Origin of the sequence: Evansella sp. AB-rgal1, from assembly GCF_041820985.1 — a bacterium.
Lineage (GTDB): Bacteria > Bacillota > Bacilli > Bacillales > Salisediminibacteriaceae > Evansella.
The window spans coordinates 44833-63591 of sequence record NZ_JBGUAU010000014.1; the positions used below are offsets into that span (position 1 = coordinate 44833).

At 36.9% G+C, this 18759-nt stretch carries 17 protein-coding genes and 1 pseudogene; 14 read left to right on the plus strand and 4 right to left on the minus strand.

Annotation, left to right across the window (positions count from 1 at the left end; all coding sequences use genetic code 11):
• Positions 1–19 precede the first annotated feature (19 nt).
• The 9 genes and pseudogenes from ACERII_RS13275 to ACERII_RS13315 form a co-directional block, all read left to right on the plus strand.
• Entirely contained in the window at positions 20–790 is a 771-nt protein-coding gene (locus ACERII_RS13275) for a class I SAM-dependent methyltransferase (protein WP_373643039.1), read from the plus strand.
• A gap of 53 nt (positions 791–843) precedes the next feature.
• A complete protein-coding gene (locus ACERII_RS13280) occupies positions 844–1398 on the plus strand; it encodes a hypothetical protein (protein ID WP_373642874.1) in 555 nt (184 codons plus the stop codon).
• Between the two features lie 76 nt (positions 1399–1474).
• Entirely contained in the window at positions 1475–1783 is a 309-nt protein-coding gene (locus ACERII_RS13285; protein WP_373642876.1) for a cell division protein FtsK, read from the plus strand.
• A 137-nt stretch (positions 1784–1920) separates the two neighbouring features.
• The gene (locus ACERII_RS13290; protein WP_373642877.1) at positions 1921–2244 is read left to right on the plus strand and encodes a hypothetical protein; all 324 of its coding nucleotides are present in this window, start codon (positions 1921–1923) and stop codon (positions 2242–2244) included.
• Positions 2245–2614: 370 nt separating this feature from the next.
• On the plus strand, positions 2615–4597 hold the full coding sequence (locus tag ACERII_RS13295) for a beta-galactosidase (protein ID WP_373642879.1): 1983 nt from the start codon (positions 2615–2617) through the stop codon (positions 4595–4597).
• A 431-nt stretch (positions 4598–5028) separates the two neighbouring features.
• A complete protein-coding gene (locus ACERII_RS13300; RefSeq protein WP_373642880.1) occupies positions 5029–5805 on the plus strand; it encodes a class I SAM-dependent methyltransferase in 777 nt (258 codons plus the stop codon).
• Positions 5806–6254: 449 nt separating this feature from the next.
• Positions 6255–6578 carry a hypothetical protein gene (locus ACERII_RS13305; protein ID WP_373642881.1) on the plus strand — a complete coding sequence of 108 codons (324 nt, stop codon included), beginning with the start codon at positions 6255–6257 and terminating at the stop codon, positions 6576–6578.
• Between the two features lie 112 nt (positions 6579–6690).
• On the plus strand, positions 6691–6969 hold the full coding sequence (locus ACERII_RS13310) for a hypothetical protein (protein WP_373642883.1): 279 nt from the start codon (positions 6691–6693) through the stop codon (positions 6967–6969).
• Between the two features lie 12 nt (positions 6970–6981).
• A pseudogene (locus ACERII_RS13315) lies at positions 6982–7191 on the plus strand (N-acetyltransferase family protein); the annotation flags it as partial.
• Positions 7192–7417: 226 nt separating this feature from the next.
• Here ACERII_RS13315 and ACERII_RS13320 read toward each other — a convergent pair.
• Positions 7418–7678, minus strand: a complete 261-nt coding sequence (locus ACERII_RS13320; RefSeq protein WP_373642884.1) for a stage V sporulation protein S — start codon at positions 7676–7678, stop codon at positions 7418–7420.
• A 597-nt stretch (positions 7679–8275) separates the two neighbouring features.
• On the opposite strand from ACERII_RS13320, the gene ACERII_RS13325 reads away from it, so the two are divergent.
• Together ACERII_RS13325 and ACERII_RS13330 are read left to right on the plus strand one after the other, a co-directional pair.
• Entirely contained in the window at positions 8276–9064 is a 789-nt protein-coding gene (locus ACERII_RS13325) for an ABC transporter ATP-binding protein (protein WP_373642886.1), read from the plus strand.
• Between the two features lie 122 nt (positions 9065–9186).
• Complete coding sequence (locus ACERII_RS13330; RefSeq protein ID WP_373642889.1) at positions 9187–9585, plus strand: hypothetical protein; 399 nt, start codon at positions 9187–9189, stop codon at positions 9583–9585.
• A gap of 481 nt (positions 9586–10066) precedes the next feature.
• Here ACERII_RS13330 and ACERII_RS13335 read toward each other — a convergent pair whose 3' ends face one another.
• Positions 10067–10513, minus strand: a complete 447-nt coding sequence (locus tag ACERII_RS13335) for a hypothetical protein (RefSeq protein WP_373642891.1) — start codon at positions 10511–10513, stop codon at positions 10067–10069.
• A gap of 605 nt (positions 10514–11118) precedes the next feature.
• On the opposite strand from ACERII_RS13335, the gene ACERII_RS13340 reads away from it, so the two are divergent.
• Together ACERII_RS13340 and cysI are read left to right on the plus strand one after the other, a co-directional pair.
• Positions 11119–12939, plus strand: a complete 1821-nt coding sequence (locus ACERII_RS13340) for an assimilatory sulfite reductase (NADPH) flavoprotein subunit (RefSeq protein ID WP_373642892.1) — start codon at positions 11119–11121, stop codon at positions 12937–12939.
• 27 nt (positions 12940–12966) lie between these two features.
• A complete protein-coding gene (gene cysI, locus ACERII_RS13345; protein WP_373642893.1) occupies positions 12967–14703 on the plus strand; it encodes an assimilatory sulfite reductase (NADPH) hemoprotein subunit in 1737 nt (578 codons plus the stop codon).
• 202 nt (positions 14704–14905) lie between these two features.
• Here the strand turns inward: cysI and hflC are convergent, their stop codons facing one another.
• Both hflC and hflK read right to left on the minus strand, forming a co-directional pair.
• Positions 14906–15898 carry a protease modulator HflC gene (gene hflC, locus ACERII_RS13350; RefSeq protein ID WP_373642895.1) on the minus strand — a complete coding sequence of 331 codons (993 nt, stop codon included), beginning with the start codon at positions 15896–15898 and terminating at the stop codon, positions 14906–14908.
• A gap of 19 nt (positions 15899–15917) precedes the next feature.
• Positions 15918–16856: an FtsH protease activity modulator HflK gene (gene hflK, locus ACERII_RS13355; protein WP_373642897.1), complete on the minus strand. Its 939-nt coding sequence runs from the start codon at positions 16854–16856 to the stop codon at positions 15918–15920.
• Positions 16857–17194: 338 nt separating this feature from the next.
• Here hflK and ACERII_RS13360 point away from each other — a divergent pair, with 338 nt between their 5' ends.
• Positions 17195–18589 (plus strand): PAS domain S-box protein, encoded by a 1395-nt coding sequence (locus tag ACERII_RS13360; RefSeq protein WP_373642898.1) that lies wholly within the window; start codon positions 17195–17197, stop codon positions 18587–18589.
• The last annotated feature ends 170 nt before the right edge of the window (positions 18590–18759 follow it).

Sequence of the window (18759 nt, forward strand, 5' to 3'; positions counted from 1 at the left end):
GCTTTTTAAAGGAGTATAAATATTGTTAGCTAATTCTGAAGAATATAATGACCCTATTTTATATGATAAAGAAAATGAAGCGTTTCAAAGTGACATCTCTTTTTTACTTGAAATGGCCAAAAAGCAGGGAGGAGTAATTATAGATGTAGCTTGTGGAACTGGGAGAGCAACGATCCCATTGGCAAAGGAAGGGTTTCAATTAATAGGTGTAGATATACATAGCGAGATGATAAATGAAGCGAAGAGAAAAGCAGCAAAACTCGATTTGCAAATTGAGTGGCTAAAGCAAGATTGTACAATTTTGAATCTACCATGTAAATCTAATTTCATTTATACAGTAGGGAATTCCTTTCAGCATTTCCTTACAAACGAAGCTCAAGATAGATTGTTAACCTCTGTGAATAAACATTTAGAGATAGATGGGGTTTTTGTTTTTAATATAAGATTTCCTAGTCCAGAGGAATTACTTCAACCGAGCACCGAGGAGTATTGGAAAACATATGTAGATCCTGAGACTCACAATACAGTAGTTGTATCTACTATTAGTAGCTATGACTCCCTTCGCCAAATTCAACACTATACTACAATTAGGAAATATAAGAACAATCAAGGAGTTCTTGTTGACGAAAAAATAACGAATATCAGCTTGCGATATGTTTTCCCACAGGAAATGGAGAGAATGTTGTTTTCAAACGGCTTTGAAATTGAACATATTTATAAAGATTGGGCAGGAAATCCAATTACCAATGATAGTTATGAAATGATTTATGTTTGTAAAAAAAAGAAGTAGGTTTTCTGATATAAAAATACCTTTTTTGTAGGGGATATAGAGGTGATATAACAATGACAAATCCAAGAATTCTATTCCTATCATCTGTGTTGATATTTATCCTTTTCTTCGTTGCATGCTCCGAGCAAGACTACGAAAAAGAAGATATCGCTGCTGTTTTAAATGGAGAAGAGATAACGTACGAAGAAATAATGTGGCAATTTTCATTAGAGGATGACTTGGAAAAGTGGGTCACCGCTTACTTGAAGCAAGAGATATTCATAATAGAAGCAAAAACGCAGGGTATCACTGTAACAGATGAAGAAAAAGAAGAAAGAAAAGAAGGTATGTTTCCAGGAACTACTGCTTCAGAAAGGTACGAACTGATGGAAACGAAGGAGTTATTCGATTCGCAAGCAACTCTATTGGGCGTAACCCCCAAAGAGTATTATGAAGTTTGGGAAGATAAGTCACATAGAGCGCAAGCATACATTGATAAATATATAGATGAAATTTTCGGTAGACCAACAGAAGGTGACGATGTAGATAAATGGGGTCAAGAAATTGATGAACATATAGAGGATCTATTTAATGACTATATTGAAACTGGGAAGTTGGAAATGAAATAGAGTTCGGTAACTACATTAATGAATAATGATAGATAGTAATAGTAGGAATAGCTTTTCTTATGTAGGGGGAGTGACAGTGTGGAACAAAAATAAAGAAAACATAGATATAGATGATATGTCTGTTGAAGAACAACGAGAATTAAGCGGAATAAAGAAACAGAATCCGTATGGTCTAATAGTTCTAATAATGGGATTAATCTCGTTTTTATTTGGACCACGTTTTGTCATCATTCCTGTCATAACTATTATACTCGGATTATTCACCATAAGAACTTTTGATAAGAAAACAGAAGACAACCCTTGGACATTTTATATGGGAATTGCATTAGCTTGTTATGGATTATATTTATATATCATGGGTTACGAACACGAGGTCATTATATAGTTTTCAAAAACAGATTAGTGTACTTAGAAATCTGGGCTTAACATAGTTTATTTGTGTCATTCTCAAATAGATGGAACTGCATTTAGATAGAGTAAGAGTGTAAACGTAAAAATTAAAATTTAGTCAGGGGAGGTTCTATGTACATCCAGCCAACTTTTGAAGCGTCCGGAGTATTCACTTTATTAAGACCTATCTTTTTCACTTTATTGATTGTTGCTCTATTTGTATTTATTGTTGTGATCGTTCCAAAGCTTAGGAAAGCATTGCTGAACGGATTTGCTGTTCTTAGTTTAGGAATTCTTTCTATTTTCCTCTCGGCTCAAATACTATTTTATACAGGCATCATTGTTGATGAGATTAATCTTGGAGGGGATCCAGTAACATTTTATAGCTTTTTTGTTATTGCTGGAATATGGACCATCAACCTAATAGTCTATTTGTATACGGTTGATAAAAAATAGATTTGATTCTTACACTACAATCATGCAACTAATAAATTGTTATTTCTATCAGTTCCCTATCTCAAGAAAAGGCTTTTTGAAAGTTGATATAGTTAAATGAAAGATTTAAAGAAAAAGTTTACAGAAAACTTCTTCTTTGGATCTTTTTCTGTTTAGAAAAATGTATGCAGACGAAGGAGACTTCTGATTATTTAGGCCCGCGAAGGAAGCAGGAGAACTGCTTCCGTTTCTTTTTTGTTCATTTTTATTCGCTTTTGTATTGTTTTGTTTGATTTTCTCTTTTACAATAGTAGTAGTACATGTTTTAGGGTTTTCATAGAGTAGCAAGTTGTATATCAAATTTTGATAGTAGAATAGGAGTGTTTTTTATATGTGGAATAAATTATACCATGGAGCAGCGTATTATCCCGAGCTATGGAATGATACGGTAATCGAGCAGGATATTCAATTAATGAAGGAAGCAGGAATCAATGTAGCGAGAATGGGAGAATTTGCTTGGTCCAAAATGGAACCTCATGAGGATGAAATTGATCTTAGCTTTTTCGTCGATGTGATAAAAAGGCTCTTTGAAAATGGCATAGAGACAGTGATGTGTACGCCAACGCCAACTCCGCCTATTTGGATGACAGACGGCCACCCAGAGCGATTGTTTGTAGATGGGGAAGGAAAAGTAATGAGCCATGGATCCAGACAGCATATATGTACGAATAATGCTTATTTCCGTAAACGAGCAGCGAAAATTACGGAAGCTATCGCTAAAGCAGTCGGGAATCTCCCTGGTGTTATAGGTTGGCAATTAGATAACGAATTCAAATGCCACGTTGCTGAGTGTATGTGCGGTACATGTAAAACACTTTGGCATGAATGGTTAGAAGAAAAATATGGTACGATTGAAAATCTGAATGATGCATGGGGAACGGATATTTGGAGTGAGTATTATCACAGCTTCGATCAGGTTCCTCAGCCTGTTTCAACGCCATTCTTGCATAACTCATCTTTAAGCACAAACTATCGAATTTTTTCCATGGAAAAAATAAATGAATTCGCACATGAGCAAGCGGACATTATCAGAAAGCATTCGAAAGCACCAATTACCCATAATAGTGGTACTTTTTTCTCCGTTGATAATGAACAAATGTTTGAAAAACTGGATTTTGCATCCTTTGATACGTATGCATCACAAGAAAATGCATTCGCTTACTTATTCAACTGTGACCTATGGAGAAACCTGAAGCAAGGGAAAGATTATTGGGTAATGGAAACAAGCACATCTTATGCTGCTTCTCTTGAAAGTAATGCGAGTCCTCATCCAAATGGATATTTACGATCGGAAGCTGCTGCAGCGTATGCTCTTGGTGGAGCTGCGTTCTGCTATTGGTTATGGAGACAGCAGCGAGCAGGGTGTGAGCAACCTCATGGTTCCGTAATTAGTTCTTGGGGAAAACCTACAGTAGGATTTGCGAATGTACTAGAAGTTGAAAAAATGAGAAAAGAGCTTGAACCATTCATCTTGGAAACGAAAGCATCTCAAGCAGAGGTAGCTATTACTCACTCTGATATTGGAAAAGCGTTTATGAAAACAGAGCCATTACAAAATATGGATTATCGGGGATTATTCATGGACTTTTACAAGAGGGTATTATCCATGGGAATTCATCGAGATGTAACGCAAGAAGGGACAGATTTATCAGGCTATAAAGTGCTCATGACTCCTTTCCTATATTACTTGTCTGATGAGTATATAAAGAATGCAACAGAATTTGTGGAAGCTGGCGGAACGTGGATTGTAGGACCTATCACTGGCGGCAGAACTAGGGAACATACGATTCATACAGACGCAGCACTTGGAAAACTAGATGAACTTGCTGGTGTAGAAACACTATATACGTATCCGATAGAAGGAACAAATTCGGTCGGGAAAGCCTTTGATAAATCTGCACCATTAAGTCTATGGAGCTCTATTTTTGAACCAAAAGGTGCAGAAGTTGTAGGTGTTATCGAAGAAGGGTTATCAGAAGGGAAAGCATTCCTTACAGAATACAAGCGTGGAGAAGGAAAAATTGTCATGCTTGGTTCTCTTCCAACAGAGGAAGCGGGCGATGAACTCTTAAAGACGATCATCGATCATTATGCAGCTGATGCTGGTGTTGCTTTGCGAACGGATGTAACAGAAGGAACGATTGTAGCACCACGTGAAGGAAATGGATATAAACTTTGGGTCATTGTAAATATGGATGGAAAAGGTGGATCTGTCACACTACCTACTAATGGATTGGACGTTCTCACCAAAACAGAGCTAAACGAAGGACAATTATCGGTTGACCCATATGAATATAAAGTAATTCAATTTTAAGAAATAGCTAATGACATGTTTGTTTTTGAAAAAAAAGTCGTATTGTAATTCATCAGTGAAGGTTATTATCAAAGGGAATTTGCAGATAATTGCATTCCTATTTTACAAGATAAAGAATGGCTCTGTTTATATGAGGAACAGAGTCTTTTTCTTGTACGTTCGTTAAGTTGATCAGCAATATCTCTCGTGAACTTAACAATGCTTTCATCCTCTAACACTACCATCGTTTCATCAGTTCATTTCCATCCCCATTCTTCCCAAGAATGAAAAGGGCATTTTAGTAGGGAAGAGGTACCATTAACTCTCTATTTTCTGTATATGTATAAGAAAAACTTATCATATAGTATCCAAAATCCATATTTTATCTTATGTAGTCCTGAAGTGTAAAATGGAAATGTAAGGAATTACATTAAGTTGGGGTGGGGATTACATTGGGAATAGATTTTCATTGCAAGGATAACAGTGATACTTATACAACTCGACGCGCTGACAATTCGTGGATAAAAGAAGTAAAAAAACTTTTACCTATGGAGAATATATCCAGAGCAATAGACATTGGGTGTGGAGGAGGTATTTATTCGAAAGCCTTAGCTGACATGGGAGTAGAATATGTGACTGGGATAGATTTTTCTCAAGCTATGCTGGAAGGTGCAAGAAAAAACTGCAAAGAGTATCAAAATATTTCTTTTGTGCATGGAGATGCATTTGAAACTGGTTTAGAGGGAAATAAATATGATTTAATTCTAGAAAGAGCATTGATACATCATATTCAGGATTTACATGCTTGTTTTACTGAAGCGTTTAGATTATTGAAGAATGATAGTTTCTATATTATTCAAGACCGAACTCCTGAAGATTGTTTAGTAGAGGGAGATGATACTCATATTAGAGGGTATTTCTTTGAACTTTTTCCGAAATTAGTAGAAAAAGAAACTAGTCGAAGACATAAGAGTCAATTTGTAGTAAATATGCTACATAAAACTGGTTTCAAGCATATGAAAGAAGTGAAGTTGTGGGAGATAAGAAACGTATATGACTGTAAAGAGCAGTTGCTAGAAGACATAAGAGGAAGAACGGGTCGAAGTATTTTACATGAGTTACATGATGAGGAGTTAGAAGTGCTATTAAATCATATTGATAAATCCCTAGCAAGTAATACGAACATAGTTGAGAAAGATAGATGGACAATTTGGCTGGCGGTAAAGTAGGAGATTAGATTATTAGATGCACTTCCACAAACGGAAAAAGAAGTCTATCCATCTTAATGATATATCGTGAGAATTTTTTGAAAATGAAAGAATATTTGGATATTTATGTTAAAATATAGAAAGATACAATGAAAATGGAGTTTCGTACCAAAGAATAATAAAACGGTGTATATAATTATGGAATTCAAGAAATACCTCAATCATACTTTTCCTAGACTATTCTTGAAACCAAGTCTCTATAATCATTGGGGTATAGGGATTCACATTGGTCTAGGAGAAGGAATGCTTCAGTTTACGAGTAGTGATAAGTTTCATATTGCCATGTTTGACCGTTTATTCTCAATATAATCGTGAAGATGTAGATCGAATATTAATAGACCAATAACATTCATGCTTTTGATATTGTGCGAAAGAGAATATTCATCATAAAAATCAGAAGGAGGGATCATATGACGGAAACGGATATTGCTATGGTGATCTACATTTCTTTTCTATTTTTAAGTTTTTTTCTGAGTTTAAAATATGGAACGGTGATGATTAGGAAAACGGGTTTAGTCTTAGCTCAGTCTATTGTGGCAGCGTCCATTAACTTAGTGTTAGGGATTATTGCGATAGTTGGTTGGTTTTTCTATGCGTGGGGAGTGAATGAATTTTTATTTTTTGGAGGAATAGTAATAGGGGTTATTATAATAGTCACTAGCTTAGTAGTATTATCATTAACCATATTTCTAAGAAGAAAAGTATTGATTAAATACAATGAAAACCTTAATTAGCTGATCTGATACATTACAACAAAATGGTGCGATTGCCTAATAAGGGCAGTCGCTTCTTTTAGTAAGGAAGCAGTTTTTTATTAAAATGAATTATTTGATAGGAGAGATAATAGTGATAATTAGAGAGGCTATACTTTCAGATGCTGAGGGTTTTCTTCATTTGACGAAACAAGTAGAAAACAATTCGGAATATATGCTTTGGGAACCTAGCGAGAGGAATATCACATTAGAGCAACAACAGAAGATGATAGCAAACATGAAGAAAAGCGTAAATTCTACCATACTTCTTGCGGAAACTGATAAGGAGTTAGTTGGTTTCTTAGTTGTGATTGGTGGCGGTGCAAAAAGAAACAAGCATTCCGCTTATATTGTAGTTGGTGTTTTAGAGTAATATCGGGGAAAGGGTGTAGGTAAAAAATTATTTGAAGCATTGGAATACTGGGCTTTAGAGCATGATATACACCGGTTAGAGTTAACCGTGGTGACTCAGAACGAAGCAGGTGTATCACTATATAAGAAGATGGGATTTGAAATGGAAGGAATAAAAAGACAATCTCTGTTTATTAATGATACATTTGTTGATGAATTCTATATGTCAAAGATTATCAAATAACCTATTTTTCCTAACGAGAATAACTTCTACCTTTAAGTGGAGTATTCATTTGAACCGAGGTATGGTTTAAACATAGTATAATTTTAAGGAGAACCCTTGCACAGATGCACAAAGAATGGACCATCATTATTGATGATGATCCAGTTTTTAATACATAATTAATGATTACAGAGGATAAGGGAGCTAGTTAGGAACACTTCTTATACTTTTTTATAGCTTAAAACAATTATCTTGGTTCAATAATCAATTTAATAGCTGTTCTTTCTTCCTTGTTGATTGTAATGTCGGTAAACGCGGGAATACAAATTAAATTAATCCCACTTGGTGCGACAAACCCTCTTGCGATCGCAATGGCTTTGACTGCTTGATTAATAGAGCCAGCCCCAATTGCTTGAATTTCCGTTTTACCCTGTTCTCTTATCATGCCTGCAATTGCTCCTGCAACGGAATTAGGATTGGATTTTGATGAAACTTTTAGTACTTCCATTATTAGCCTCCTACTTAATACAACAGATTTTTCATGCAATAGCACTTCTCTAACAGTATTCAAAAGAAACTCAAATAGAACAGACAGATGTAAAACTTAGACTTAATCTCAATAATGACTTACAATTGAATTTTCAATATTTTCTAATAACTTGATCGTAACATAAAATTAGCTAAAAACAATAGGAATTTTTGACACATGGATTACCTTTTGATTAGGAAGTGCAAACAAACAATTGTACCATGGGGAATAAAAATATGCTGAGAGTACTTTAGATCTAACCATCATATATGGAATGAGTGGAAGCCCATGAGACTTCTTGAAAAATGCATACGCATTTTTTCTGCGTGCGGTGCGGTTACAAGGACGCTTCTTCAAAGTCATGTGGTAGTAGAGTTTTAGCTCAAGGATAGCTCGCCAACTCCCTACAGGAAAGCGAATGGAATACAGACCAACCAACAAAGTTGTTAATACTAGATAAGTTTGACTACCGCTAACTCGCGTATTTTCAGGGTAGATCCATTGAAAAAAGAAAGGTGTTTTCAAGAAAAAATAGAATAGATATAAAGAAACGATATTTCAATGGGAGAGAGTAAAATGCATGATGAAATTATTTCTTTAGAGAATGTTAGTGTTCGAAGAGGCGACAAGTATCTTTTAAAGAACATCTCATGGCAAGTCCAAAAAGGACAGAATTGGGCGGTCCTAGGGTTAAATGGGGCAGGGAAGACAACGTTGCTGAAGATAGTAACATGTTATTTGTGGCCCACCTTTGGAACGGTGGATGTGCTTGGAAATCGGTATGGGAAAGTAAATATTCAAGAGGTCCGTACTTCGATTGGCTGGGTGAGTAATGCACTAGATCAGCAGTTCCAGCACCATGAAGGAAACACGGCACTAGAAATTGTATTAAGTGGAAAGTATGCGTCTATTGGATTGTATGAGCATGTCTCTCAGGAAGATGTCAACAGAGCGACAGAGCTTTTGGAGAAGTTCGGAATTCTCCATTTGACACATGCGCCATTACATGCTTTTTCCCAAGGGGAGCGGAAGAAAGTTCTTCTTGCAAGAGCGTGGATGTCGGAGTTGAAGCTGCTAATATTGGATGAACCTTGTTCCGGTTTAGACATATACTCACGAGAGGAGTTTCTCCGAACGCTAGAAAGTATAAGTAAGGAAGATGGTGGTCCAACGATTCTATTTGTTACTCATCATATCGAAGAGATTCTTCCTTCCATCACGGACGTGCTGCTTCTTCATGCTGGAGAAGTGGTGGATGCTGGTGGGAAAAATAAGGTGATAACAGAGGAGAATCTGGAGCGGACGTTCCAGATACCGTTGCGGTTACGTTGGGAGAATGATCGAGTGTGGGTTTCTGTGAAATAAGAAACTGACACTGTACGGGAACATGGAAGAGAAAGTGATTTGTGGAGATGGACAAATTAAAAATAATAAACTTCTATCAAAATTTAGTATGGAATTTAACCCTTAATTGGAGGAACTAATCAATGTTTATTTTTATAATCATGTTGCTATTACTTGTAACATTTTTATTAATAAAAGAATCTGCTTTGTTTAATAAATGGTTCATATTGTTAGTGGGAGCGTATTATGTAGTTGTGAGCTTTATATTTATCAATGGGTATCATCGTATTCATGAGAAATACAATATGTATAATGGACCGGTCATTCCTGAAGGATGGGAAGTGAATTCAAACTGGGCATTTACGTTTAGCTTTCTATATATTATTCCAATTGCAATGCTTATATTTTTTGTTCTATTGAAAAAAATACAACCGATGACGAAAAAGCAATGGATTGATTTTTTTCTATACGTCCTATTAAGTGGTGTAATATTGTTTGGTTTATTTGTAATATTTAATTTTGCCTATGGGATGAGACCTTAATATATTTCTCGATGAATGAAAGTTCTGAAGTCCATCAGAACCCCGTTAAGAAGAAAGGGAGATTTTCTTTTTAGTAGGTAATTTATAAAATTTTTGGATTTTGAAAGTTGTCTAGCTCCAGGAGATATCTGCTCTCGTAAACTCGTACGGAAAGGTGCGAAGGAGAATTTATTCAGGCAGTACTTTGCTCGTGTCAAATAACCTGCTCGATTCAAAATAAAAAGCACTTTTCAACTGAAAGAAGATCTTTCTTCGCAGATGGCAAGCGGATTACGCTTTTTGTATGTACAGAACATTTGCATTTCGCTTTTCTTATTTTCGAAACGAGTGTTGGTCTATTAAGTAAGTGTTTTATCCTTTAATCTCTTAAGGGTTATAGACCCCCACCTCAAAGCGACAGCTTAGGTGGGAACTTTCATTCAGGGGGAGTCGAGACTCCCTCTGAATCCTCGATGTTTCAGCTTGCTGAAACGAGTTCGCTTTAATCGATCCTATTCAATCTGCGTTGGAAGTATATAAAGATAGGTAAGGGAATAACGATCCATCCAAAACTTTTCACTAAATTATTTTTTGCTATTTCTATTTGTCTTTCTTTTTCTGAAGAAACCATCGCATCATAGCTTGCCTTCATTTCTTCTTCTGATAGATTCACTTCTTCACTACCATTTTCTTTCGCGTGACCCCATCTTTTGTATTCCTCAAATGATTCATGATAAGAAGTCGGTGCGATAATATCAGCTACAGCCATAAATGCAGCGACACTTCCTCCAATGGTCATCATTAAAGTGGCAAACAACACTAAATAAACATAGATTTTATTTATCATAAATTCTCCCCCTTCACTTGATTGAGCTTTTGCTCCTCCAATAATAAAAATAAGTAATACGATAATTAATAATGGAATCATTCCTAACATTGAAACTGCCAACATTTCACCCCATTTACAGTGTAAGTATTAAATATTATGCTTTACTGATAATACAATTTAATTTTTTACTATATGCATTGTAAATGTTTCTTAAATTCTAAAATTTATAAGCTATATTATATAGTCGTTTTTATTGATACGTGAGTTACTTATTTAAAAAAATGTTTTTCATTTAAGCTGTTTTCGTAAACTTTGTTGTAAACAACATGAATGTAGGGTTTATTCTACATACCATTTAAATATCCAAGTACCTTTTTACTTTAGACTTTTATAAAAAGATTGTTTTGAGTTTGTAAGGGATGGAGAGAAGAGTTTTGCTTGGTGAGTGGGGAGCACCCATCTCGCATTGTTCGAGGTGTATAGTCATTGTTCGCCAAAAAAAAGGAGGTTTTTTGTACTAATAGTAGCGAAGGAATTGCAGAGAATGGTATTATAAAGTATCGTATTAAAATAAAAAATCCAATAATTCCGATTGAAGTGATAGGGATAATAGAGTTATAATATAATAAGTCATTTTATCGGAAATGGATAGGTGTATTCCAATAAGACTGTTTTTGTAAGAATTTTATTAACTAGGTTGTACATATTTTGTGAGGTGAGAGAAGTTGGTTTTTCAAGAAACGAATAGTCCTTTTAATCATCAACAGGCAGAGTTGCTTAATAATTTGCTGCCTTCGTTAACAGAATCGCAAAAGCAATGGCTTAGTGGGTATCTTTCTGCTCAGGCTGGTGCTTCTGCTTCTGTTGCGGTGTTAGAGAAACCGAGTACCAATGTTGCTGCAAAGCCTGTTTCGAAAGAGGTTACCGTGTTGTACGGTTCTCAAACGGGTAATGCACAAAAATTGGCGGAGAATGCTCGGAAGAAGCTTCAGGAGAAAGGTTTTGAAGCTACGGTATTGTCCATGAGTGATTTTAAACCAAATCAGTTGAAGAAGCTTTCGAATCTTCTCATTGTCGTTAGTACGCATGGGGAAGGGGAACCGCCTGATAATGCGCTGACTTTCCATGAGTTCTTATATAGTAAGCGTGCTCCGAAGCTTTCGGATCTTCAGTTTTCTGTATTAGCGCTTGGAGATACTTCGTATGAATTTTTTTGTAAAACTGGGGTAGATTTTGATCAGCAGTTAGAAAAGCTTGGAGGAACTCGTATTTATCCGCGAGTGGATTGTGACCTTGATTTTGAGGAACCAGCGGAGAAATGGCTAAAAGGTGTGTTAGATGGACTAGGTTCCGTTGAAGCTACTGCAGAAGTGTCGGTATCTGTTTCTAATGGGACTGTGTCTGTTGAAACAAAGCCTGCCGTCGAGTATTCAAGAAAGAATCCTTTCCCTGCAGAAGTGTTAGAAAATATAAATTTAAATGGTCGTGGCTCGAAGAAAGAGACTCGTCATATAGAGATTTCTCTAGAGGGATCTGGTTTGGAATATGAAGCTGGGGATGCTCTCGGTGTTTTTGCGAAAAATGAACCAGGGCTTGTGGACTTGCTGATTCAAGAGATGAAGTGGAATCCTGAAGAGCCAGTAGTAATTGGGAAAGATGAAGGACCGCTTCCTTTACGAGAAGCGCTTATCTCTAAATTAGAAATTACGATGTTAACGAAGCCTGTTCTGCAAAAGGCAGTAGACTTAACGGATAATGAGAATTTAAAAGAGCTTGTTGCTGACCGTGATGCATTAAAAGAATATATGGATGGTCGTGATGTGATCGACTTCGTTCGTGAGTTTGGTCCTTGGAAGGCGTCTGCTCAAGAGTTTGTTTCTATTTTAAGAAAGCTTGCACCACGTCTATATTCCATTGCTAGTAGTCTAGCAGCAAATCCTGAGGAAGTTCATTTAACGATCGGGGCAGTTCGCTGGAACTCTTTCGGGAGAAAACGTAATGGGGTATGTTCCGTATATTGTGCGGAACGTATCGAAGCTGGAGATAAGCTAGAAGTTTTCGTTCAACCGAACAAGCACTTTAAATTACCAGAAAACCCGGAAACGCCAATTATTATGGTAGGACCTGGTACTGGGGTTGCACCGTTCCGTTCCTTCATGCAGGAACGTGAGGAAATCGGTGCTTCAGGTAAGTCATGGATGTTCTTTGGAGATCAGCACTTCACGACAGATTTCCTTTATCAGACAGAATGGCAGAAGTGGTTGAAAGAAGGCGTCCTAACGAAAATGGATGTTGCTTTCTCACGTGATACGGAGAAGAAGGTATATGTGCAACACCGCATGAAGGAGCATAGCAAAGAGATGTATGATTGGATTCAAGCTGGCGCTGTGTTCTATGTATGTGGAGATAAGAATTATATGGCAAAAGATGTTCATAGTACATTGATAGATATACTTGCAACAGAGGGAAAAATGAGTGCGGAAGATGCAGAAGCGTATCTGAAGGACATGCAAAAGAACAAACGTTATCTACGAGATGTGTATTGATAACGGGTTGGGAAGGAGTTTTCTTACATGGCTGATTCAAAAGTAGAATTAAAAGCACCAGAAGGTAAACCGGATGATGTGGAACGTATAAAAAGAGAAAGTAATTATTTGCGAGGTTCTTTAAAAGAGTCTATGCTAGAGCGAATTAGTGCTGGTATTTCCGATGATGATAATCGGTTAATGAAGTTCCATGGAAGTTATTTGCAGGATGATCGTGATTTGCGTCTGGAGCGTCTAAAGCAAAAGCTTGAGCCGGCATACCAATTCATGCTTCGTGTAAGACTTCCAGGTGGTATTTCTACACCAGAGCAGTGGCTAGTAATGGATGATCTTGCAACGAAATATGGAAATGGAACGTTAAAGCTAACGACTCGTATGACGTTTCAAATGCACGGTATTTTAAAGTGGAATATGAAGAATACCATGCAAGGCATTAACAATGCATTAATGGATACCATCGCAGCATGTGGGGACGTAAACCGTAACGTTATGTGTAATCCGAACCCGTATCAATCGGAGATCCATGGCGAGGTATATGAGTGGGCGAAAAAGCTTAGTGATGATTTATTGCCGAAAACTCGAGCTTACCATGAGATTTGGTTGGATGAAGAGCAAGTAGCAGGAACTCCTCAAGTGGATCCAAATGAGCACGAGGCGGAGCCAATGTATGGTGCCCTATACTTACCGAGAAAGTTTAAAATTGGGGTAGCAATTCCTCCATCGAATGATGTGGATATCTATTCTCAAGACCTTGGATTTATTGCTGTTGTAGAAAATGACAAGCTTGTTGGTTTTAACGTAGCCATCGGTGGTGGATTAGGGATGTCTCACGGAGATGAGAGTACATACCCTCAATTGGCGAAAGTAATTGGTTTCTGTAAGCCAGAGCAAATCTATGATGTAGCATACCAAATCATTACGATTCAGCGTGATTATGGAAACCGATCTGTTCGTAAAAATGCTCGCTTCAAATACACAGTAGATCGTCTTGGTTTGGAAAACGTGAAAGCGGAGTTGGAGAACCGACTTGGCTGGAGCTTGGAAGAAACACGTGAGTTTACATTTGATAATAACGGAGATCGCTACGGCTGGGTAAAAGGTGTGAAAGGGAAATGGCACTTTACATTGTTCGTAGAAGGTGGACGTATTGTTGATACGGAAAACTATAAACTGATGACAGCATTGCGTGAAATCGCTGGTATCCATAAAGGTGATTTTCGCTTAACTGCCAATCAAAACGTGATCATTGCAAATGTTTCAAGTCAAAAGAAAAAGCATATTAATGATTTGATTGAAAAATATGGTCTTATTGATAGTGAGAAGATTTCCGGACTTCGCCGTAGTTCCATGGCCTGTGTTGCGCTACCAACATGTGGTCTTGCGATGGCAGAGGCGGAGCGTTACTTGCCTACACTGATCGATAAGATTGATGAGATTGTGGATGCCAATGGTCTTCGAAACGAGGAAATCACGATTCGTATGACTGGATGTCCGAACAGCTGTGGTCGTCCATCTCTTGGTGAAATTGCCTTTATTGGGAAAGCACCTGGAAAATACAATATGTATCTTGGAGCAGCACACGACGGTAGTCGTCTAAACAAGATGTATCGTGAAAATATCGGGGAAGCGGAGATTTTACGTGAGCTTGGAGGATTGCTGTCTAGCTACGCGAAGGAACGTGAAAATGGAGAGCACTTCGGTGATTTCGTCATCCGAACGGGTGTTGTGAAAGCAACAACAGATGGAACGAATTTTCATAGTTGAGATTGATATGTTTTGATGGAAAGAACAGCCTGAGGGCTGTTCTTTTTCTGTTTTTTTGGATGAGGGGAGAGAGTATTGTGTATGGAACGCCAGATGCAATTAGAAACTGAAACAGCTTAAACGAGCAAATAAATGATTGGTTTTGAAAAAGACGGCCCACATATAAAATGGACCGTCCAACTTTCCTTATACATTATGAATACTAGTTTTGATTTCCAAGTAAATATTTCGCAAAATCACTATCTGATGGAATTACGATCGTTGTGTCGTTTATAAGCGCTTCTCGATACGTTTGTAAAGCTCGGAAAAACTCATAAAACTCAGGGTCTTGGTTGTAAACTTCCGCGTAAATTCTTGTTGCTTCTGCGTCCCCTTGACCACGAAGAATTTCAGCTGTTTCATAAGCTTCCGCTTCAATTACACGACCTTCTCTATCTGCATTGGAACGAATTTTTTGTGCTTCTTCTTCTCCTTCAGATAAATATCTATTGGCAACTCTTTCTCTTTCTGTACGCATTCTGTTATAAATATTTTCAAGATTTTGCTCAGGAAGGTCTGTTTGACGAATGCGGATATCTACAACTTCCATTCCATATTCCTGTAATCCTGCATTGGTTCTTGTGATCACATTCTCTAACATTCCTTCTACATGATCAATATCTGAAATGAGCTGTGTCATATTCGTTCTACCAATCTCACTATTTAAATTCGAATAAATCATATCATCAAGACGCGTGTTTGCATTCACTTCCGTACGCATTGTCACCCTGAATAACGCAGGGTTTGAAATAATCCACTGAGCATAGTTATCTAATTCGACACGCTTTTTATCTAATGTGGTTACTTGGCGTGGACGTGTATCATATGTTAATAATCGATCTGAATATGTTTCTACAGTGTCAATGAATGGAATTTTGAATTGAAGTCCTTTTCCTTCCACAATTTTAACACCACTTAAACGACTATGCTGTTGAATCTGCTCTACAACCTCGGGTGTTTTTTCAGAGATTACTATTTTTTGAACCTCTCCAAAACGAACAACAACAGCTTGATCTGTTTCCTTTACACTGAATGTAAATAGAAACCATGCTATGAGTACTACAAAGAAAATTCCAATAATAGCACCTATTTTTTTCACAGCTGGTAGTGTGTCTTTTTTTACTGGATTTACTTTTTCCATATCTATTACGCTCATCTATCATTCACCCTTTCCATTATTCTTCAATTACTTTTTTTGAACCGGTTAGAGGTAAAAAGTTCAGTGTATTCCCATCAGCACTATCAACAATAAACTTTTCCATACCTGGAAGAATCTCTTCCATCATTTCATAGTACATACGAGTTCGTGTAACCTCTTCCCCTAGACGATAGGATTGAAGTAATTCATTGAAAAGAGCTGTATCCCCATTTGCTTCTGCCACTCGTGCTGCTTTATAACCTTCTGCCTGAGCGATTGCTTCTGCTGCATTACCACGTGCTCTTGGAATAACTTGGTTTGCATAGCTTTCTGCCTGGTTAATTAACGCGTTCATCTCTTCACGGGCACCGACTACTTTGGTAAACGCCTCTTGAACCTCCACAGGTGGATTTACATCCTGAAGTTGAACGGTTGTTACTTGAACACCGATTTCATATTTATCTAATATTTCTTGGAAATGCTCATGAATTTCTGCTTCTACACCGCCACGGTTTTCCGTCACTACTCCATCAAAATCATTACTTGCGACTACGCGACGGATAGCCGCAGCACCTGCGTGGGCAATGGTTTCGTATTGATCGTCCACATTAAAGAAAAATTGCTCCACGTTAAATATTCGAAATTGAATAACCGTTTCTAATGATACTAAATTTTCATCTCCTGTAATCATAAGAGACTCTCTCGATACCTCTACATATTCAGATAGGTTTCTTGAATCCCCTTCTGATGTTGTACGAAAACCATATTCCATTCGTTTTACTTCTTGCGTATTTTCTTTCCACACTGTTTGAATAAATGGAATATGCCACTTCATACCAGATTCCACAACGGTATCATGGTGTTTCCCAAATTGAAGCACAACTGCTTCTTCTCCGTCATCGACAATATAAATTCCTAATAATCCAACTGCTGCAATGAGGATGAATAAAATAAGTCCAGAAATAATCTTATACAAAATAAATCAGCTCCTTTTGTTATAAAAGTAATACAGTAAAACATTATCATAAAAATCACTTCTTAAGTGGACTATTTTTTTACGAGATAAGTGTGTGAAAGGTTTCAAATTAAATTTGAAACCTTTCACACAACTTAGAAATAGTTAGATCATGACATTTCTTTAACAGAAAGCTTGATTGATCTTCATGGAGGAGGAAATATTATAAAAGAAGGAATTTATATAAAAAGGTAGAAGTAAATATAGATGATATGTATGAAGTTTCCGTGATTCAAGTAGAGGTCACCAATTATTCTTGTAACTTTTACGTGGCTTCGATAGAGATGGAGGAGTAAAATTTGGCAATACATAAAGAATATGAAATTTTAGATCGTATATCCGATGCATTTTTTGCAGTAGATAATGAGTGGAATATCACCTATTTCAACCATGAGGCAGAGCGGTTATTAAATAAGATAAAAAGTGAAGTTTTACATAAGTATCTATGGGATGCATTCCCTGAAGCAATAAATCAAGAGGTATATAGACAATATCATAAGGCTGTAAATGAACAAGTACCTGTCTTTTTTGAAATGTATTGGCCACCGCGCAATATGTGGTATAACGTCCGTGCTTTTCCATCGATGAATGGCTTGTCTGTTTTTTTTCAGAATATAACGGAACAAAAGGACCTAGCAACAAAGCGTGAAGAACATTATAAATCTTTGTTTCATAACAATCCTGATGCAGTATTTTCCTTTGATTTGGAAGGGAATTATCTAAGTGTAAATCCGGCGATGGAACAGTTAATGGGATATACTGAAGCCGAATTCACAAATATGAATTGGAACCCACTTGTAATAGAAGATGAAGTGGAAAAGGTAAATAGTTATTTCCGTAAAGCGGCAACTGGTGAAACACAGCATTATGAAACGAAAGTGGCCCATAAGGATGGTAGTATCAAACATGTGAAAGTTACAAACATGCCCATCATTGTACAAGGACAAATTGTTGGTGTTTATGGAACAGCAAGAGATGTAACGATAGAAAAGGAGACCGAGAAGCTACTGTTAGAGTCAGAAAAGTTGACGGCAGTAGGACAGCTTGCAGCCTCCATTGCACATGAAATAAGAAATCCATTAACTTCAGTAAAAGGTTTCTTACAGCTTATGAAACAATCAACAGGTGAATCTAATGAGACATATTTGACTATTTTGTCTGATGAGGTATCGAGGATTGAGCTCATAACTGGTGAATTGTTAGTTTTAGCAAAACCGCAAGCTCAAGACTTTCAGGTGGCAGATGTAGGGAAAATCATGAAAGATGTGATTGCATTAATTAGCTCTCAGGCCTTAATGTATTCTGTCGATATCCAATACAAATTTGGTGAACTTCCTAAATTGAAGTGTATCAAAAATCAATTAAAACAAGCATTCATAAATATATTAAAAAATGCTATTGAGGCTATGCCTAATGGAGGTAACATTCATATTACAGTAAACCATGAAAATGATAGGATTGTTGCTATTATTCAAGACGAAGGAGTTGGGATTCCAGAAGAAATTCTGAGTAAAATCGGGTCACCGTTCTATACGACAAAAGAAAAGGGAACGGGCCTTGGGATGATGACGACAGTAAAAATAGTGCAGACGCATCATGGAACATTTGAAATAACAAACACTTCTAATAAAGGTACTTCAATAAAAATTACATTGCCTACAAACCTCGAAGCTGTTGAGGATTTAATCCTTTAATTATGTTCCGTAAAAGCTCATAGTGCATGCGGGAAAATTTAATTAGAAGTTTTACAATGCTCATTTAGGGAGTTAGCCGTGTACATAGGATGAATTTTCATCGAAATTTAGAATGAAATTGGCGATGTGCCACATATGGAAAAATGCAACCTTTTAAGATAAGATAAACT